This is a genomic window from Candidatus Dormiibacterota bacterium (assembly GCA_036495095.1).
Taxonomy (GTDB): Bacteria; Chloroflexota; Dormibacteria; order Aeolococcales; family Aeolococcaceae; genus CF-96.
The window spans coordinates 1-15,879 of the sequence record DASXNK010000073.1 but is presented as its reverse complement, the minus strand read 5'-3'; the positions used below and the strand labels follow the sequence as shown (position 1 = coordinate 15,879).

Below are 15,879 nucleotides of genomic sequence, written 5' to 3'. Positions count from 1 at the left end.
CCTCCAGCTGCCGGCCGATCTCCCCGCGCGACTCGGTGACCTCGAGCTGCGCCGCCTCCAGCGCCGCCCGCTCCCGCTCCAGCGCCTCACGGCGCTCCTCGGCCACCCGGCGCCGCTCCTGGAGGGCGCGGCTGCGCTCCTCGAGGACGCTGTCACGCGCCTCCAGCAGCGCCTGGCGCTCGGCGAGCTCGTCCATCACCGCGCTGCGTGCGCTGATCGCCTCGGTGCGTGCCTGGGAGAGCACCGCCGCGGCGTGCGTGCGCGCCTCGACCAGGGCGGTGCGGGCCGCGGCCGCGGCCGCGGGGCTGCGGTCCGGCTGCCGGCGGGCGCGCAGGCCGCGGGCGGCCACCGCGCCGGCGACGGCGAGCAGGACCGCGGCGAGGGCGGCGAGGACGATCGTCTCCATCCTTCTCCTCTGGGCACTGACGCGCCCAATCTTAGGGGGGCAGGCTCCAGGCCATCATCTCCGCCGTCGATGACAGCCCTCCGCCTGCGCGACTCTACGTACTCATGCGGTCGCAGCCGGCGGCGGGCTCAGGCGCTGGGGGGCGGATCGAAGGGCTCGGCCGAGGGGGTCAGGTGCTCGGCGAAGAGCGCCGCGGGCGGCGGGAGCACCCGGCGGCGGTCCCAGCAGAGCGCCATGGTGCGGGCGATCGGCGGCTGGCGCAGCGGGATGACCGCCACCCGGGTCGAGGGCACCGGCAGCGGCATCGGCAGCAGGGTGATCCCCAGCCCCGCCTCGACCAGGCCCTGGACGATGGTGAAGTCGTCTCCCTCGTAGGCCACGGTCTCGGTCAGCCCCTCGCGGAGGAATGCCTCGTCGACGACCTTGCGGAGGCCGCTGCGCGAGCGGGGGAGGATCAGGGCCTCACCGGCGAGGTCGCGGAGGGTGCAGGAGCTGCGCCCCACCAGGGGGTGGCCGGCGGGGACCACCACCGCCACCCGCTCGCGGAAGAGGGCGACGATCTCCAGGTCGCGCTGGCCGACCGGTGGCGGGCCGAGGATGCCGAGGTCGAAGTCGCCGTTGAGGACCCCGCTCACCACCTCCGCCGAGGTGCCCTCCCGGAGGGTGAAGCGCACCCCGGGGTGGCGGTCGATGAAGCGGGCGAGCCGCTCCGGCAGCCAGCGCGCCCCGACGGTGTGGAGAAAGCCGAGGCGCACCTCCCCGCTCTCCACCGACACCGCCCCCTCGGCGTCGGCGATGGCCTCGCGGAGGTCGTGGAGGAGCCGCTCCGCCCGGGGCACGAACCGGTTGCCGGCGGGGGTGAGCCGGATGCTGCGGCGTACCCTCTCGAAGAGGGCGACCCCGACCTCCTCCTCGAGCCGCGCGATCTTTCGCGAGACCGTCGACTGCTCCGCCCCCAGGGCCTCGGCGGCGTGGCCGAGGTGGCCGTGATGGGCGACCGCGAGGAAGGTCCGGAGCCCGTCCACATTGATGCGATCCATGCATCAATTCGAACCGAATTGTGATGTTGAAGTCAACTGTCCAGGTGGGTACTCTCTCTCGAGGCCTCTCGCGGAGATCAACTGGTGGACTTCGACGTGGAGTGCCTCGCGGAGAATCGGATGCTTATTGAGAACGCGACCGCAGAATTGCACCGCGCGCGGCTCCGTCATCAGCGCGACCTGGCCGAGCGGACCCGCTTCCGCCGGCTGGTGGAGCGCGTCGACGAGGTCATCGAGATGTGCGAGGAGACCCATCTGCAGGGCATCAAGGAGGCCCCGAAGGACCTCGCCCTGCAGTCCGGTGAGCTGCTCCACAACGCCGTCGGCATCGTCGAGGGTTCCGGCGACGAGACCGCCCTGCGCACCGTCACCGACGCGGTGGGGCGGCGCCAGGTGAAGGTCACCGAGATCATGGACGTCCTCTGGACCGTCCAGGAGGTGGTCTTCGACCTCATGCTCCCGTGGCGGTGCGAGCTGCCCGAGGACGTCGAGGTCACCCCCGGCTCCGGCATCTGGCGGTACGACAGCGCCGCCTGACCCGGCATCTGCGGCGGCGGGCCACGCCCGCCGCCCGCAAACCCGGTACACTCGCGACGCCTGCGTGGGATTCATCTTCCGTTCGTCCCCAGCCGGCGAAGAGGAGGTGAGTTCCCGAACGTGTCGGAGGTCAAGGTCCGCGAGGGCGAGACCTTCGAGAGCGCGCTGCGACGCTTCAACAAGAAGATCAAGCAGAACGGCATTCTCTCGGAGGTGCGTCGCCGTGAGCACTACGAGAAGCCATCGGTGCGGCGCAAGCGCAAGCTGGTCGCCGCCAAGAAGCGTCGTCTCAAGGCCGGGTGAGCCCGGTCCCGGCGCAGAGCGCCCGGCGGCACGGGGGCGCAATTCCCCCGTGCCCCGGCGCCGGACCCCGGCTGTGCGCGTGACCGTGGTCCGTGCCGAGGGGCTCGGCGAGGCGGCCCGGACTGCGGTCCGGGAGGCGTCGCTCGCCCCCCTGCTGCGTCGCTGCGGAGCGTCTCTCGACGTGCCCGCGCGCGCCTCGCTCAGCGTCCGCCTCACCGACGACGCCGAGCTGGCGGAGCTCAACACCCGCTTCCGCGGCGTCGGCGCGCCCACCGACGTCCTCGCCTTCCCCACCGGGGAGCCCGGCCACGTCGGCGACCTGGCGATCTCGGTCGAGCGCGCCCTCGGCCAGGCGGAGGACGGCGTCGCCGAGCTGCGGCTGCTCGCGGTCCACGGCCTTCTCCACTGCCTCGGTCACGACCACGCCGACCCCGCGGGGGCGGCGGCGATGACCGAGGAGACCCGCCGCCTGCTTCCCGGCCAGGCCGTGCCGGACCTCGAGCCGGGCGAGGAGTAGTGGCGACGCTGGTCATCGGGCTCGGCAATCCCGGCGGCGAGTACGCATCCACCCGGCACAACGTGGGCTGGCGCACCCTCGCCGAGCTGGAGCGGCGCGGCCGCTTCGGAAAGGAGCGCAAGGAGGGGCCGGCGAAGATTCGCGAGGGCTCGATCGATGGCCACGACATCGTCATCGCCCGTCCCACCACCTTCATGAACCTCAGCGGACGCGCCGGCCGCCACCTCACCGGCAAGCTGGGCACCCCGCCCGAGGACGCGATCGTCGTCCACGACGACCTCGACCTCCCCCTGGGACGGCTGCGCCTGCGCCGCGGCGGCAGCGCCGGTGGCCAGCGGGGGGTGCGCCACCTCATCGACTCCTGGCAGACCCAGGACTTCGTGCGGGTGCGCGTCGGGATCGGCCGGCCGCCCCCCGGGGTGGACCCTGTCGACTATGTTCTCCAGCCCTTCGACCCCGACGAGCGCGAGCGCCTGCCGGCGCTCGTCGGCCGGGCCGCCGACGCGGTGGTCGCCATCGTCCGCGAGGGCCTCGAGCCCGCCATGAACGTGTTCAACCGTGCCCCCGACGACTGACGTCCCCACCCTCCGCTCCCGGCTCGACGGCGTCGCCGAGCTCCGGGCGCTGGTGCGCGCCCCCCGGGGCATCCTGGCCGGGGTGCCCGCGGGCGCGGTGGGCCTGCTCGCCTGGTGGCTGCGCGAGACCACCGGCCGGGACGTGCTGGTGCTCTCGCCGGAGGCCGAGACCGCCTGGTCGGACACCGCCGCATGGGCGGGCGACCAGCGGCTGGCGCTGTTTCCCGCCGCCGACACCCTGCCGTTCGACCGGGTGGCCCCCGGCGAGGAGGTCACCCGCCACCGCCTCGCGACCCTCGCCACCGTGGCCGGCGAGGGGCCGGCGATCGTGGTCGCCGCGCCCGGCGGCCTGGTGCGGCCCACCCTGCCCCCGGCGCTGGTCCGCCGCGGCATGACCCTGCGGCGTGGCGAGGCGGTCTCCCGCGACGCGGTGATGAACAGGCTGGTGGCGCTCGGCTACCGCCGCGAGCCGGCGGTGTCGTCGCCGGGAGAGTTCTCGGTGCGCGGCGGCATCATCGACGCCTTCGGGCCCGACCGCAACCGCCCCTGGCGCGCCGAGTGGTTCGGCGACGAGGTCGAGGGGCTGCGCGCCTTCGACGTCGCCACCCAGACCTCGGTGGCCCAGCTCGAGGTGGTGACCGTGCCCCCCGCCCGCGAGCTCGACCTCTCGCCCGAGTCGGTGGCGCGGGCGCTCGCCGCGGTGCGCGACCTCGACCTCTCGGGGGCCCGCCCGGAGATCCGCGACGACTGGCTCCGCGACATCGACCGCCTCGGCGCCGGCGCCTACGGCGAGGGGATCGACCTCTTCACCCCCTACCTGCAGCAGGACCCCCCGGTGACCCTGCTCGACCACCTCGACACACCGATCACCCTGGTGGTCGGCGGCCGGGACCGCTGGCGCCGTGCGGTGTCGCGGTACCTGGTCGAGGCCGAGGGCCTGCGCGCCCAGGAGGAGCAGCGCGGCGAGCTGCCGGTGGGGTCGCGCAGCGGCCTCCTCGACGCCGAGGCCGCGGACGCCCTGCTCGACCGGCTGGCCCCGATCGAGGTGGTCCGGGAGTCGGCGGACGCCGCCGCCGTCGACCTCGGCTGGCGGGGCGCGGACAGCTTCGTCGGCCGCTTCGACGCCCTCGCCACCGAGGTGCGCCGCCGCCTCGACGCCGGCCGCTGCCAGCTGGTGCTGTCCCGGCAGGAGCACCGCGTCGCCGAGCTCGCCGCCGAGCAGGGCCTCGACGCGGTGTCGGCCGAGGAGGAGCCGGCCGCCACCCCGCTGGTGGCGGGCAGCCTGGTCACCGTCCACGGCGACCTCTCCCAGGGGTTCTCCGCGGACGCGGCCGGGCTCGACGTGGTCACCGACGCCGAGCTCTTCGGTGCCGTCAAACGCCGCGGGTCGCGGCTCGCCCGGGGCGGCCGCCGCACCGTGGTGTCCACCTCGGCGCGGGGGGCGCGGCGGGCGGCGACGGGTGCTCCGGCACGCGAGGCGTTCGTCATCCCCTTCCAGCCCGGCGACCTGGTGGTGCACCAGGACCACGGCATCGGACGGTTCATCGAGATGCGCACCGTCGAGGACGACGGCGGCGAGCACGAGTACATGACCGTCGAGTACGCCGAGGGCGACAAGCTCTACGTGCCCGTCGCCCACCTCGACCGCGTCGACCGCTACGTCGGCGGCGCCGACGGCCGGCCGCAGCTGTCGCGGCTCGGCGGCGGCGACTGGGAGCGCACCAAGCGGCGGGTCAAGGAGCGCACCGAGGAGGTGGCCCGCGAGCTGCTCGCCCTCTACTCGCGGCGGGAGTCGACCCAGGGCACCCCGGTGCCGCCCGACGGTGCCTGGCAGCACGAGCTCGAGGCCGCCTTCCCCTACCAGGAGACCCCCGACCAGGAGGTGGTGCTCGAGGAGATCAAGCGGGACATGGAGTCGTCGCGTCCGATGGACCGGGTGGTCTGCGGCGACGTCGGCTTCGGCAAGACCGAGCTGGCGATGCGGGCCGCGTTCAAGGCCGCCGCCGACGGCCGCCAGGTGGCGATGCTGGTGCCCACCACGGTGCTCGCCCAGCAGCACTTCACCACGTTCTCGGCGCGCCTCGCCCCCTTCCCGATCACCGTCCGGCAGCTCTCCCGCTTCTCCACCCCGGACGAGGTCACCGACACCCTGGCCGGGCTGCGCTCGGGCGGCGTCGACATCGTCATCGGCACCCACCGGCTGATCTCCAAGGACGTCCATTTCCGCAACCTGGGGCTGGTGATCATCGACGAGGAGCAGCGCTTCGGCGTCCTCCAGAAGGAGCGTTTCAAGCAGCTGAGGGTGGCCGTCGACGTGCTCTCGCTCTCGGCCACGCCGATCCCGCGCACCCTGCACATGTCGCTGGCGGGGATCCGCGACCTCTCCGTGATCCAGACCGCGCCCGAGGAGCGGCAGCCGATCAAGACCTTCGTCACCGCCCGTGAGGACGGCCTGATCCGGGAGGTGATCACCCGCGAGCTCGCCCGCGGCGGGCAGGTGTACTACGTCCACAACCGGGTGCAGGGCATCGAGCGCGAGGCCGAGAAGCTGCGCGAGCTGATGCCCGGGGTGCGCATCGAGGTGGGCCACGGCCAGCTTCCGGAGCGGTCGCTGGCCCGGGTGATGCAGCGCTTCATGGACGCCGAGATCGACGTGCTGCTGTGCACCACCATCATCGAGTCCGGCCTCGACATCCCCAACGCCAACACCATCATCGTCAACGACGCCCACCGGCTCGGGCTGGCACAGCTCTACCAGCTCCGCGGCCGGGTCGGTCGCGCCGGGCAGCGCGCCTACGCGTACGTCCTCTACCCGCCCGAGAAGTCGCTGACCGAGCGCGCCGACAAGCGGCTCGAGGTGATCGGCGACCTCCAGGACCTGGGGGCGGGCTTCCGCCTCGCGCTCCGCGACCTGGAGATCCGGGGCGCCGGCAACCTGCTCGGCGAGGAGCAGCACGGCGAGATCGCCGCGGTCGGGCTGGAGCTGTACAACCACCTCCTTCGCGACGCCGTGACCCGGCTCCAGGGGAAGCCGGTGGTCGAGTCGCCCGCCCAGGTCACGGTCTCGCTGCCGCTCGCCGCACACCTGCCGCCGAGCTACGTCAGCGACGAGCGGTTGCGGCTGCGCTGCTACCAGGACCTCGCCGCCGCCGCCACCGAGATGGAGCTCGAGACCCGCGGGCGTGGGCTCGCCGACCGCTTCGGGCCGCCGCCCGCCCCCGCCCAGGCGCTGCTCCTCACCCTGCGGGTGCGCCTCCTCGCCGCTGCCGCCGGCGCGCTCGGCGTGGAGCGGGACGGCGAGGCGGTGGTGGTGCGCCTCCCCACCGGTCACGGCCTCGACCTGCCCGCCGTCGCCGCCCAGTTCCGCGGCGTCACCGCCGGGCCCACCCGGCTGCGGGTGCCCACGACGCGGCGTCCGGGTGAGGCCGGATGGGAGGATGTGCTGGTCCGCGCCCTGCGCGAGCTGGGCCGGCTCGAGCGCATCCGCCAGCGGGCCGCCTCGTAGGCGGGCGGAGAAGATGGGGACACAGGACCGGTTGGCCGAGGAGCGAGCAGCGCGAGCGTCGCCGGCGAGGCCGGCGAGGGGGGTACTCGCGAGGAGCGCGCAGCGCTCCCCGCGAGTGGACGGGGGGACGCAGCCCCCCCGACATAGAAGGAGTGACCCGTGAGGGACGAGGCGGCGGAGTCGGTCCGGGCGCTCGGCGAGGTGGTGGAGCGGCTGCGCGCCCCCGGGGGCTGCCCCTGGGACCGCGAGCAGACCCACCGCACCCTGCGCCCCTACCTCCTCGAGGAGACCTACGAGGCGCTGGAGGCGATCGAGGGCGGCAAGCCGGCGCAGCTGCGCGAGGAGCTCGGCGACATCCTCCTCCAGGTGTTCATGCACTGCGCCATCGCCCAGGAGTCGCCCGGCGGATTCGACATCGGCGAGGTCGCCGAGGTGACCCGGCAGAAGATGGTCCACCGCCATCCCCACGTCTTCGGCACCACCGAGGTGGCCGGCGCCGCCGAGGTGGTCGTGAACTGGGAGAGGCTGAAGGCGGCGGAGAAGGGGGAGCGGCTCTCGGTTCTCGAGGGGGTGCCGATCACCCTTCCCGCGCTCGCCTACGCCCTCGGCGTTCAGAAGCGCCCCGCCAGGCTCGGCTTCGACGAGACCCCCGAGGTCGCCGGCGCCCTCGCCGGCCTGCTCGAGGCGGTCGCCGGGCTCGAGGTCGAGACCGCCGCCGCCGCCGCGCCCCCGCCGCGGCAGGGCGAGGACTGGGCCGTCGACGGGGCCACCCCCTCGCCCGCCCCGCCGCCCGTGCCCGGCGGCCACGCCCCCCCGCCGCCCCCGGCCCCGGCCGCCCTCGAGGCCGCCGTCGGCGAGCTGCTCTGGGCGGCGGTCGCGGTGGCCCGCCGGCTGCGCGTCAACCCGGAGGACGCCCTGCGCCAGCGCGCCGACCGTTTCGCCGACCGCTTCCGCGCCCTGGAGGCCCGGGCCCGCGAGGAGGGCCGGTCGCTCTACAGCGTCGAGCCCGAGGAGTGGGAGCGGCGCTGGCAGGAGAGCGGCGAGAGCGGCTAGGTGGCGCACCACGACACACAGGCGCGCGAACAGCCTCCCGCGACGGGACAGGGAGGCGGAGCCTCCCCCGGGACAAACTGACCATCGCCCGGTAATGCGACAGCGCCGGTATACTCTGCGCGTCACGGCCGATCCCGCCAACGTCTCAGAGGGCCGTCGCAATCCTTCCGCGTTCCCGCCGCACCCTCACCCGGCGACGTCTGCTCGCCGTCGGTGTCGCCGTTGCCGGGACGTGGGTGACCTACGCGGTGTACGCGGCCACCACCGCGGGACACGCTCTGGACGGACGGGTGCGCACCCTCCAGAAGGAGAACACCGCCCTCCGCCAGCAGGTCGACCTGCGCCGGCGGGAGCTGGCGTCGGCGAGCTCGAGCGGCTGGCTCGAGGAGGAGGCGCGCCGCCTCGGCTACATCCGTCCCGGCGACCGCCTCTTCGTGATCGCCACCCCCGGCGCCAGGGTCCCCGCCGAGGGCGGCGTCGACCCGGGCCCCCTCCCCGGCGTCCCGAGTCCCACCCCCCGTCCTGCCGGCGCACCCCCCGCCCCCGCCGCGACCGCCGCGGCCCCCGCGGCCCCCGCCGCCGCCGCGGCGCCGTCCCCCGGCCCCACACCGATGCAGTTCACGGTCCCGCGCCGCTGACGCGGCGGATCCCGGAGACCATGGCCGGCCCCCCCGCGGGAGAGCTCCACGCCGCCCCGGCAGCCCGACGCGGCAAAAGCCGCGTCGGGTAAACTGCGTGGGCGGCGTGGAGCAGTGGCAGCTCGTCGGGCTCATAACCCGAAGGTCGTTGGTTCGAATCCAACCGCCGCAACCACTCCCTCCGCCACGGCCGCGCGCCGCGCGCCGGCGGACTCTCCCGGGCGGTATAGCTCAGTTGGCAGAGCAGGCGGCTCATACCCGCTATGTCCCTGGTTCGACTCCAGGTACCGCCTCGCGGCTCAGCGGGCCGGAGCGCGTCCCGGCGGTCGCGAGGGTGCGGCGCGAGCTCGCCCGGGCGCTCGACCGCGAGCGGCTGATCGAGCCGGGGGAGACGGTGCTGGTGGCCTGCAGCGGCGGGCCCGACTCGCTGACGCTCCTCGACGGCCTCGCCCGCCTCGCCCCGCCCCGGCGGCTGCACCTGGTCGTCGCCCACGTCGACCACGGGCTGCGCGAGGGGTCGGCGGCGGAGGCGGACGCCGTCGCCGTGGCCGCCGGGCGACGCGGCCTCGACTTCGCCCGGCTGCGGGTGATGGTGGAGCCGGGGGGCTCGCTCCAGGACGCCGCCCGCCGGGCCCGGCACGCCGCCCTCCGCGGGCTCGCGGTCGAGCGCGGGGCGGGCGCCGTCGCCCTCGGGCACACCGCCGACGACCAGGCCGAGACCGTGCTGATGCGGGCGCTGAGCGGGGCCACCCCGCGCGCCCTGACCGGGATGGCGCCGCGGACCGGGCCGCTGGTCCGGCCGCTGCTCCGGCTCTGGCGGCGGGACACCGTCGCCTACTGCGCCGCGCTCGGCCTCGACCCCCTCGACGATCCATCGAACCGGGATCCCCGGTTCCTGCGCACCAGGGTGCGTGAGGAGCTCATCCCGGCTCTCGAGGAGGTGTTCCCCGCGGCGCGGCGGAGGCTGGTCGCCCTCGCCGAGGGCCAGCGCCGCGTTCTCGTCGAAGGGGACCTCACCCGAAGTGAGGAACGCGCCGGTGACGGACCCACCACGGAGCCGCATCGTGCCCATCGGGCGGTTTCCGACCCCATGCTAGACTGCCCCCCATGACTGGCCAGAGGCGTCCTCTCGTCTACTTCCTCCTCGTCACCGCGATCATCATGGTGGCCGTCCTGGCCTACCGGAGCTTCCCGAGCACCAGCCCCGCCGACCGCACTCTCGGCGAGCTCCAGCGGGCGGTCCTGTGCGCACAGCCGAGCGGCGGCGCGACCGGCTGCGAACCCGGCACCACCATCTCGACCGACAAGAACCACCAGACGATCATCGACGGCGACGGCCAGAGCGTCACCTGGTACACCGCCAACAACGAGAAGATCCACACCGCGACTCCCCAGAACTCGGACATCGCGGGATACTTCGGCAACCACGGCTACACCAATTACAAAGCCGACCCACCCAGCGGGGGCAATCTGTTGTGGAGCATCATCCTTCCTAACCTCTTCCTGCTCGTCGTGATCGGCGGGTTCATGTGGTACATGCTCCGACAGACCCAGAGCGGGAACAACCAGGCCCTCTCCTTCGGGCGCAGCCGTGCCCGTCTGCTGGCCGGTGACAAGCCGCAGATCACCTTCAACGACGTCGCCGGCGTCGAGGAGGCGAAGATCGAGCTCACCGAGATCGTCGAGTTTTTGAAGTACCCGGACAAGTTCACCGCGGTCGGCGCGCGCATCCCCAAGGGCGTGCTCCTGGTCGGCCCTCCCGGCACCGGCAAGACGCTGCTGAGCAAGGCGGTGGCCGGCGAGGCCGGCGTCCCCTTCTTCAGCATCAGCGGCTCCGAGTTCGTGGAGATGTTCGTCGGCGTCGGCGCCAGCCGCGTCCGCGACCTCTTCGACCAGGCCAAGAAGAACAGCCCCTGCATCGTCTTCGTGGACGAGATCGACGCCGTCGGCCGCCAGCGCGGCGCCGGCCTCGGCGGCGGCCACGACGAGCGCGAGCAGACCCTGAACCAGCTGCTCGTCGAGATGGACGGCTTCGAGACCAGCACCCACGTCATCGTCATCGCGGCCACCAACCGGCCCGACGTGCTCGACCCCGCCCTGCTCCGTCCGGGCCGCTTCGACCGGCACGTCACCCTCGACCGCCCCGACATCCGCGGCCGCCGCGCCATTCTCGAGGTGCATGCGCGCAACAAGCCGCTGGACTCGTCGGTGCTGCTCGAGGTGCTCGCCAAGCAGACCCCCGGCTTCTCCGGCGCCGACCTGTCGAACCTCATCAACGAGGCGGCGATCCTGGCGGCGCGGAACAACCGGAAGCTGATCACCATGAAGGACCTCGAGGAGGCGATCGCCCGGGTCATCGCCGGCCCGGAGCGGAAGAGCCGGATGATCTCCGAGAAGGAGAAGACGACCATCGCCTTCCACGAGATGGGCCACGCGCTGGTGATGCGGACGCTGCCGCACACCGACCCGGTCCACAAGATCAGCATCGTGAGCCGCGGCATGGCGCTGGGCTGGACGCTGAGCCTGCCCCAGGAGGACAAGTACCTGGTGAGCAAGGCCGAGCTGGCCGATCAGCTCGCCGGCATCCTCGGCGGCCGCTGCGCGGAGGAGCTGATCCTCGGCGAGAAGAACATCACCACCGGTGCCCAGGACGACATCCGCAAGGCCACCTCGCTGGCTCGCAAGATGGTCACCGAGTGGGGCATGAGCGACAAGCTCGGCCCGCTCGCCTTCGGCACCAAGGAGGAGCTGGTCTTCCTCGGTCGCGACCTCGGCGAGCAGCGCAACTACTCCGAGGAGGTCGCCAGCGAGATCGACCAGGAGATCCACCACCTCGTCGACAGCGCCTTCATGCTCGCCAAGCAGGTGCTCCGCGAGCGCGAGCACGTGCTCCGCGCCCTCGCCGCCCGGCTGGTCGAGATCGAGACGATGGACGCGATGGAGATGGACCGGATCATCGAGCAGGCCGATCTGCTCCACCGGGTCGACTCGGCCCCGACCGCCGCCGCCGGGATGTGACCCGGCCGCCGCGGCCGCGCGGCGGACCCCTCGGAGTCGGTGACGGAATGAGCGCGCCGGGCCACTAGCGGTACCATCTGGGCGCGCACACCTCGTGTCGAGGAGGTGGCGACCGCCCTCTCCCGTGGACGCCCGGTGGCGCCGCGAGGAGCTCCGGACGGCCGCCGTCACCCTCCCCACCCGGGCGGAGGCGCACCGCGACGCTTGGATCACGAGGTGACCGAGACGTGAGACGCGCCCCCGTGCGGGACCGGGTCCCCACCGCAATCGTGGACGCCGTGCGCCCCGCCGCCGGGTCGCCCCCGGTACGCCCGCGGATCGCGGTGGTCGGCGCCGGCCGCTGCGGCTCCGCCCTCGCCCTCGCCGCCCACCGGGCCGGGTACGCGATCACCGCGGTGACCAGCCGCACCCCCGAGCACGCCCACGCCCTCGCCGCGCGGGTCGGCGCCCGGGTGGTCGATTCCGCGGTGGCGGCCACCCGCCACGCCGACCTCATCCTGCTCACCGTCCCCGACTCCGAGATCACCCGGGTGGCGGCGACGATCGCGGCCAGCGGCGCCTCGCTCGGGGGCCGCGGCCTGGTGCACTGCAGCGGCGCCCACCCCGCCGCCGTCCTCGCCGCCGCCCGCCACGCCGCCGGGGCGGTGGGCAGCGTGCACCCGCTGCAGTCGCTGACCGGGGGCGACGCCGCCGGCGCGCTCAGGGGCAGCTACTTCGCGATCGAGGCCGACGAGCGGCTGCGGCCGGTGCTGGAGCGGCTGGTCGGCGACCTCGGCGGCATCCCCTTCGCGGTCCCCGCGGGCGGGCGCGTTCTCTATCACGCCGCCGCGGTGCTCGCCGGCAACGCCCCGCTGGCGCTGCTGGCCCGGGCCGCCGCGCTGCTGGAGAGCGCCGGCGTGGACGCCGACATCGCCGGCGAGGCGCTGGCCAGCCTGCTCGAGGGGGCGGCGCGCAACGTCCGCCGGCTGGGGGTGCGCTCGGCGCTCACCGGCCCGGTGGTGCGCAACGACGCAGCCACCGTCGACCGTCACCTCGAGGCGCTGCGCCGCGACCCCGCCACCCGGCGGCTCTACCGCGACCTCGCCAGCGAGACCCTGCGCACCGCCGGCGGCACCGGTCGGGAGGAGGTCGCGGCGGTGCTGGCCGCGGCCGGCTCACCGTCGGGAGGGCGCCGCCGGGCGGGCAGGGCCCGGCGGGTGCACGCCGGCCTCGCCGGGCTCGCCCCCGTCTCGGCGCCGGCCTGAGGTGGCCGCCGGCGGCCGCCCGGTCACCGTCCACGACCTCCAGACCTGCAAGCGCGAGGGCCGGCGGTTCGCCGTCGTCACCGCGTACGACTACACCACGGCGCGCATCCTCGACGCCGCCGGCATCCCCGTCCTGCTGGTCGGCGACTCGCTCGGCGGTCTGATGCTCGGCTACTCGAGCACCCTGCCGGTGACCATGGAGGAGATGCTCCATCACGCCCGCGCCGTCGCCCGGGGCGCCCCGGCGCGGCTGCTGGTGGGCGACATGCCCTTCGGCGCCTACCACGCCTCCGACGCCGAGGCGGTGCACAACGCCGCCGCCTTCCTCAAGGCGGGGATGAACGCGGTGAAGGTGGAGGGGGGCGGCCGCGTGGTGGCGCTCGCCGCCCACCTGGTCGAGCGCGGGATCCCGGTGATGGGCCACCTCGGGCTCACCCCGCAGTTCGTCAACTCCCTCGGCGGGATGCGGGTCCAGGGCCGCAGCGGCGACGACCGCCGGCGCATCCTCGACGATGCCATCGCCCTTCAGGAGGCGGGCGCCTTCTCGCTCGTCCTCGAGGGGGTGCCGCGGGACCTGGGCGCCGAGGTGACCGCGACGCTGCGCATCCCCACGATCGGGATCGGCGCCGGCCCCGACTGCGACGCCCAGGTTCTGGTCGTCCACGATCTGCTCGGCCTCACCCAGGACCCGATGCCCAAGTTCGTCCGCGCCTACGCCAACCTCGGCGCTCAGGCCGTCGACGCGCTCACCGCCTTCGCCGCCGACGTCGCCTCGGGGGCCTTCCCCGACGACGCCCACAGCTACCACTGAGAGACGCCATGCACGATCTCGCCGACGCGCCGCGGGTCCTCGCCACCCCCGGGGCGCTCCGCCTCCAGTCGGAGCGCTGGCGGGCCGCCGGCCTCAGCGTCGCCCTGGTGCCCACGATGGGCGCCCTCCACGCCGGCCACCGCAGCCTGATCGCCCGGGCCGGAGACGAGTGCGACCGGGTGGTGGTCAGCATCTTCGTCAACCCGGCGCAGTTCACCTCCGGCGACGACCTCGCCCGCTACCCGCGGACGCTCCGCGCCGACCTCGCCATGCTCGCCGCCGAGGGGGCGCACGCCGCGTTCGTCCCGGACGCGGCCGCCATGTACGGCGCCGGGTTCGCCACCGGGGTGCAGGTCGGCGGGGCGGTCACCTCCACTCTGGAGGGGGCCTTCCGGCCGGGCCATTTCGACGGGGTGGCGCTGGTCGTGGCCAAGCTGCTGATCGCCGCCCGGGCCGACCGCGCCTACTTCGGCGAGAAGGACGCCCAGCAGTGCGCCGTGGTGCGCCGCCTCGCCGAGGACCTCGACACCGGGACCGAGATCGTCGTCTGTCCCACCGTCCGCGACGCCGACGGCCTGGCCCTGAGCAGCCGCAACGTCCACCTCTCCGCCGCCGAGCGGGCCCAGGCCCTGGCCATCCCCAGGGGGCTGGCGGCCGCCGCCCGACGGTTCGCCGCGGGGGAGCGCAGCGGGCCGGCCCTGGCCGCCGCCGCCGCCGCGGTTGCCGGCGCCTCACCGGACCTCGTCGTGGAGTACATCGCGGTCGTCGACGAGGGCAGCTTCGAGCCGGTTGAGCAGGTTGGCGGCCGGGCCCGAATCCTGGTCGCTGCTAGAATAGGCGCGACCCGGCTGATCGACACTCTCTGCCTGGGAGCGGCGGACGCGCCAACGACTGCCTTCGTCGGCGGCGCCACCTCGCCGGTTCGCCCAGAGGTCGCCCCCGCCGGTAGGAGCCGCCCGTGCAGCGTACCGTCATGAAGTCGAAGATCCACCGCGCCACCGTGACGCGGGCGGATCTGCACTACGAGGGCTCCTGCAGCATCGACAGCGAGCTGATGCGGCTCGCCGACATCGTGGTCGGTGAGCAGCTGCACATCGTCAACGTCACCAACGGCTCCCGCGCGGTCACGTACGCGATCGAGGGGGCCCCCGGGGAGGTCGCCCTCAACGGCGCCATGGCCCACATCGGCGACCCCGGCGACACCGTGATCCTGATCACCTACGCCCAGTACGACGAGGCCGAGCTGGCCGCGCACACCCCCCGGGTGGTGCAGGTCGACGCCTCCAACCGGGTTCGAGTGAAGGCGAGCGTGCTCTGAACCCACCGAGCTCGACGGAGACCCCGGGCGACGCAGCGGACCTGGTCGTCATCGGCAGCGGCATCGCGGGCCTGGTGGCGGCGCTGGTCGCCGCCGGCCGGGCCCGGGTCACGGTGGTCACCAAGGCGGCGCTCGACGACGGCTGCAGCCGGTGGGCCCAGGGGGGCATCGCCGCCGCCGTGGCCGGCGACGACACCCCCGAGCTCCACCTCGCCGACACCCTCGCCGCCGGTCGCGGGCTCTGCGACGAGGCCGCGGTCCGCGTCCTCGTCGAGGAGGGGCCGCGCCGGGTCCGCGACCTGGTCGAGTGGGGGGTGAGCTTCGACACCCAGGACGGCGCCCTGCTGCTCGGGCGTGAGGCGGCCCACACCCGGTCCCGCATCCTCCACGCCCGGGGCGACGCCACCGGCCTCGAGATCGAGTCGAGCCTGATCCGCCGGCTGCGGGCCACCGGCGCCCGCCTGCTCGAGCGCCACCTGGTCACCCGGCTGCTCACCGACGGCCGCGGCCGCTGCATCGGCGTCGAGGTCTGCGACGGCGACACCGGGGCCGTCCGCCGGCTGCTCGCCGGCGCGGTGGTGCTCGCCAGCGGCGGCGCCGGCCGGCTCTGGCGGCACACCACCAACCCGGCGCCCGCCACCGGCGACGGCATCGCCCTCGCCCACGACGCCGGCGCCGAGTGCGCCAGCATGGAGTTCGTCCAGTTCCACCCCACCGCGCTGGCGCTCGATGGCGCCCCCCGCTTCCTCATCAGCGAGGCGGTGCGCGGCGAGGGAGCGCGGGTGGTCAACGGCCGCGGCGAGCGCTTCCTGCTCGACGCCGACCCGCGCGGCGAGCTGGCCCCGCGGGACGTCGTGTCGCAGGCGATCTGGCGCGAGCTCCAGCGCTCCGGCGAGAGCTCCGTCCACCTCGAC

General features: G+C 74.5%; 16 protein-coding genes and 2 tRNA genes. 16 read left to right on the top strand and 2 right to left on the bottom strand.

Annotation, left to right across the window (positions count from 1 at the left end; all coding sequences use genetic code 11):
* Together VGL20_07640 and VGL20_07635 are read right to left on the bottom strand one after the other, a co-directional pair.
* Window positions 1-406, bottom strand: a 406-nt coding sequence (locus VGL20_07640) for a hypothetical protein (GenBank protein ID HEY2703545.1), incomplete at its 3' end; no start/stop codon positions are given.
* 128 nt (window positions 407-534) lie between these two features.
* Entirely contained in the window at window positions 535-1,446 is a 912-nt protein-coding gene (locus VGL20_07635; GenBank protein ID HEY2703544.1) for a LysR substrate-binding domain-containing protein, read from the bottom strand.
* A gap of 84 nt (window positions 1,447-1,530) precedes the next feature.
* On the opposite strand from VGL20_07635, the gene VGL20_07630 reads away from it, so the two are divergent.
* The 16 genes from VGL20_07630 to VGL20_07555 form a co-directional block, all read left to right on the top strand.
* Entirely contained in the window at window positions 1,531-1,983 is a 453-nt protein-coding gene (locus tag VGL20_07630) for a hypothetical protein (GenBank protein ID HEY2703543.1), read from the top strand.
* 120 nt (window positions 1,984-2,103) lie between these two features.
* Window positions 2,104-2,286 (top strand): 30S ribosomal protein S21, encoded by a 183-nt coding sequence (rpsU, locus tag VGL20_07625; GenBank protein HEY2703542.1) that lies wholly within the window; start codon window positions 2,104-2,106, stop codon window positions 2,284-2,286.
* A gap of 79 nt (window positions 2,287-2,365) precedes the next feature.
* The gene (ybeY, locus tag VGL20_07620; protein ID HEY2703541.1) at window positions 2,366-2,803 is read left to right on the top strand and encodes an rRNA maturation RNase YbeY; all 438 of its coding nucleotides are present in this window, start codon (window positions 2,366-2,368) and stop codon (window positions 2,801-2,803) included.
* Window positions 2,803-3,378 (top strand): aminoacyl-tRNA hydrolase, encoded by a 576-nt coding sequence (pth, locus tag VGL20_07615; GenBank protein HEY2703540.1) that lies wholly within the window; start codon window positions 2,803-2,805, stop codon window positions 3,376-3,378. The genes ybeY and pth overlap by 1 nt, the downstream gene beginning before the upstream one ends.
* Complete coding sequence (gene mfd / locus VGL20_07610; protein ID HEY2703539.1) at window positions 3,362-6,883, top strand: transcription-repair coupling factor; 3,522 nt, start codon at window positions 3,362-3,364, stop codon at window positions 6,881-6,883. The genes pth and mfd overlap by 17 nt, the downstream gene beginning before the upstream one ends.
* Window positions 6,884-7,042: 159 nt before the next feature.
* The gene (locus VGL20_07605) at window positions 7,043-7,936 is read left to right on the top strand and encodes a MazG family protein (GenBank protein ID HEY2703538.1); all 894 of its coding nucleotides are present in this window, start codon (window positions 7,043-7,045) and stop codon (window positions 7,934-7,936) included.
* A 236-nt stretch (window positions 7,937-8,172) separates the two neighbouring features.
* On the top strand, window positions 8,173-8,574 hold the full coding sequence (locus tag VGL20_07600; protein ID HEY2703537.1) for a hypothetical protein: 402 nt from the start codon (window positions 8,173-8,175) through the stop codon (window positions 8,572-8,574).
* A gap of 100 nt (window positions 8,575-8,674) precedes the next feature.
* Window positions 8,675-8,749 (top strand) — tRNA-Met (locus tag VGL20_07595).
* 45 nt (window positions 8,750-8,794) lie between these two features.
* Window positions 8,795-8,867 (top strand) — tRNA-Met (locus VGL20_07590).
* A gap of 41 nt (window positions 8,868-8,908) precedes the next feature.
* The gene (tilS, locus tag VGL20_07585; protein ID HEY2703536.1) at window positions 8,909-9,685 is read left to right on the top strand and encodes a tRNA lysidine(34) synthetase TilS; all 777 of its coding nucleotides are present in this window, start codon (window positions 8,909-8,911) and stop codon (window positions 9,683-9,685) included.
* Entirely contained in the window at window positions 9,682-11,592 is a 1,911-nt protein-coding gene (gene ftsH / locus VGL20_07580) for an ATP-dependent zinc metalloprotease FtsH (GenBank protein ID HEY2703535.1), read from the top strand. The genes tilS and ftsH overlap by 4 nt, the downstream gene beginning before the upstream one ends.
* Before the next feature lie 227 nt (window positions 11,593-11,819).
* The gene (locus VGL20_07575; GenBank protein ID HEY2703534.1) at window positions 11,820-12,836 is read left to right on the top strand and encodes a DUF2520 domain-containing protein; all 1,017 of its coding nucleotides are present in this window, start codon (window positions 11,820-11,822) and stop codon (window positions 12,834-12,836) included.
* Window position 12,837: 1 nt separating this feature from the next.
* Window positions 12,838-13,647 carry a 3-methyl-2-oxobutanoate hydroxymethyltransferase gene (panB, locus tag VGL20_07570; protein HEY2703533.1) on the top strand — a complete coding sequence of 270 codons (810 nt, stop codon included), beginning with the start codon at window positions 12,838-12,840 and terminating at the stop codon, window positions 13,645-13,647.
* Between the two features lie 8 nt (window positions 13,648-13,655).
* Window positions 13,656-14,624, top strand: a complete 969-nt coding sequence (panC, locus tag VGL20_07565; protein HEY2703532.1) for a pantoate--beta-alanine ligase — start codon at window positions 13,656-13,658, stop codon at window positions 14,622-14,624.
* Window positions 14,606-14,965: an aspartate 1-decarboxylase gene (panD, locus tag VGL20_07560; protein HEY2703531.1), complete on the top strand. Its 360-nt coding sequence runs from the start codon at window positions 14,606-14,608 to the stop codon at window positions 14,963-14,965. Before panC ends, panD begins: the two co-directional genes overlap by 19 nt.
* Window positions 14,962-15,879 (top strand): FAD-dependent oxidoreductase (locus VGL20_07555; protein ID HEY2703530.1); only part of this gene is annotated, 918 nt, incomplete at its 3' end. The genes panD and VGL20_07555, both read left to right, overlap by 4 nt.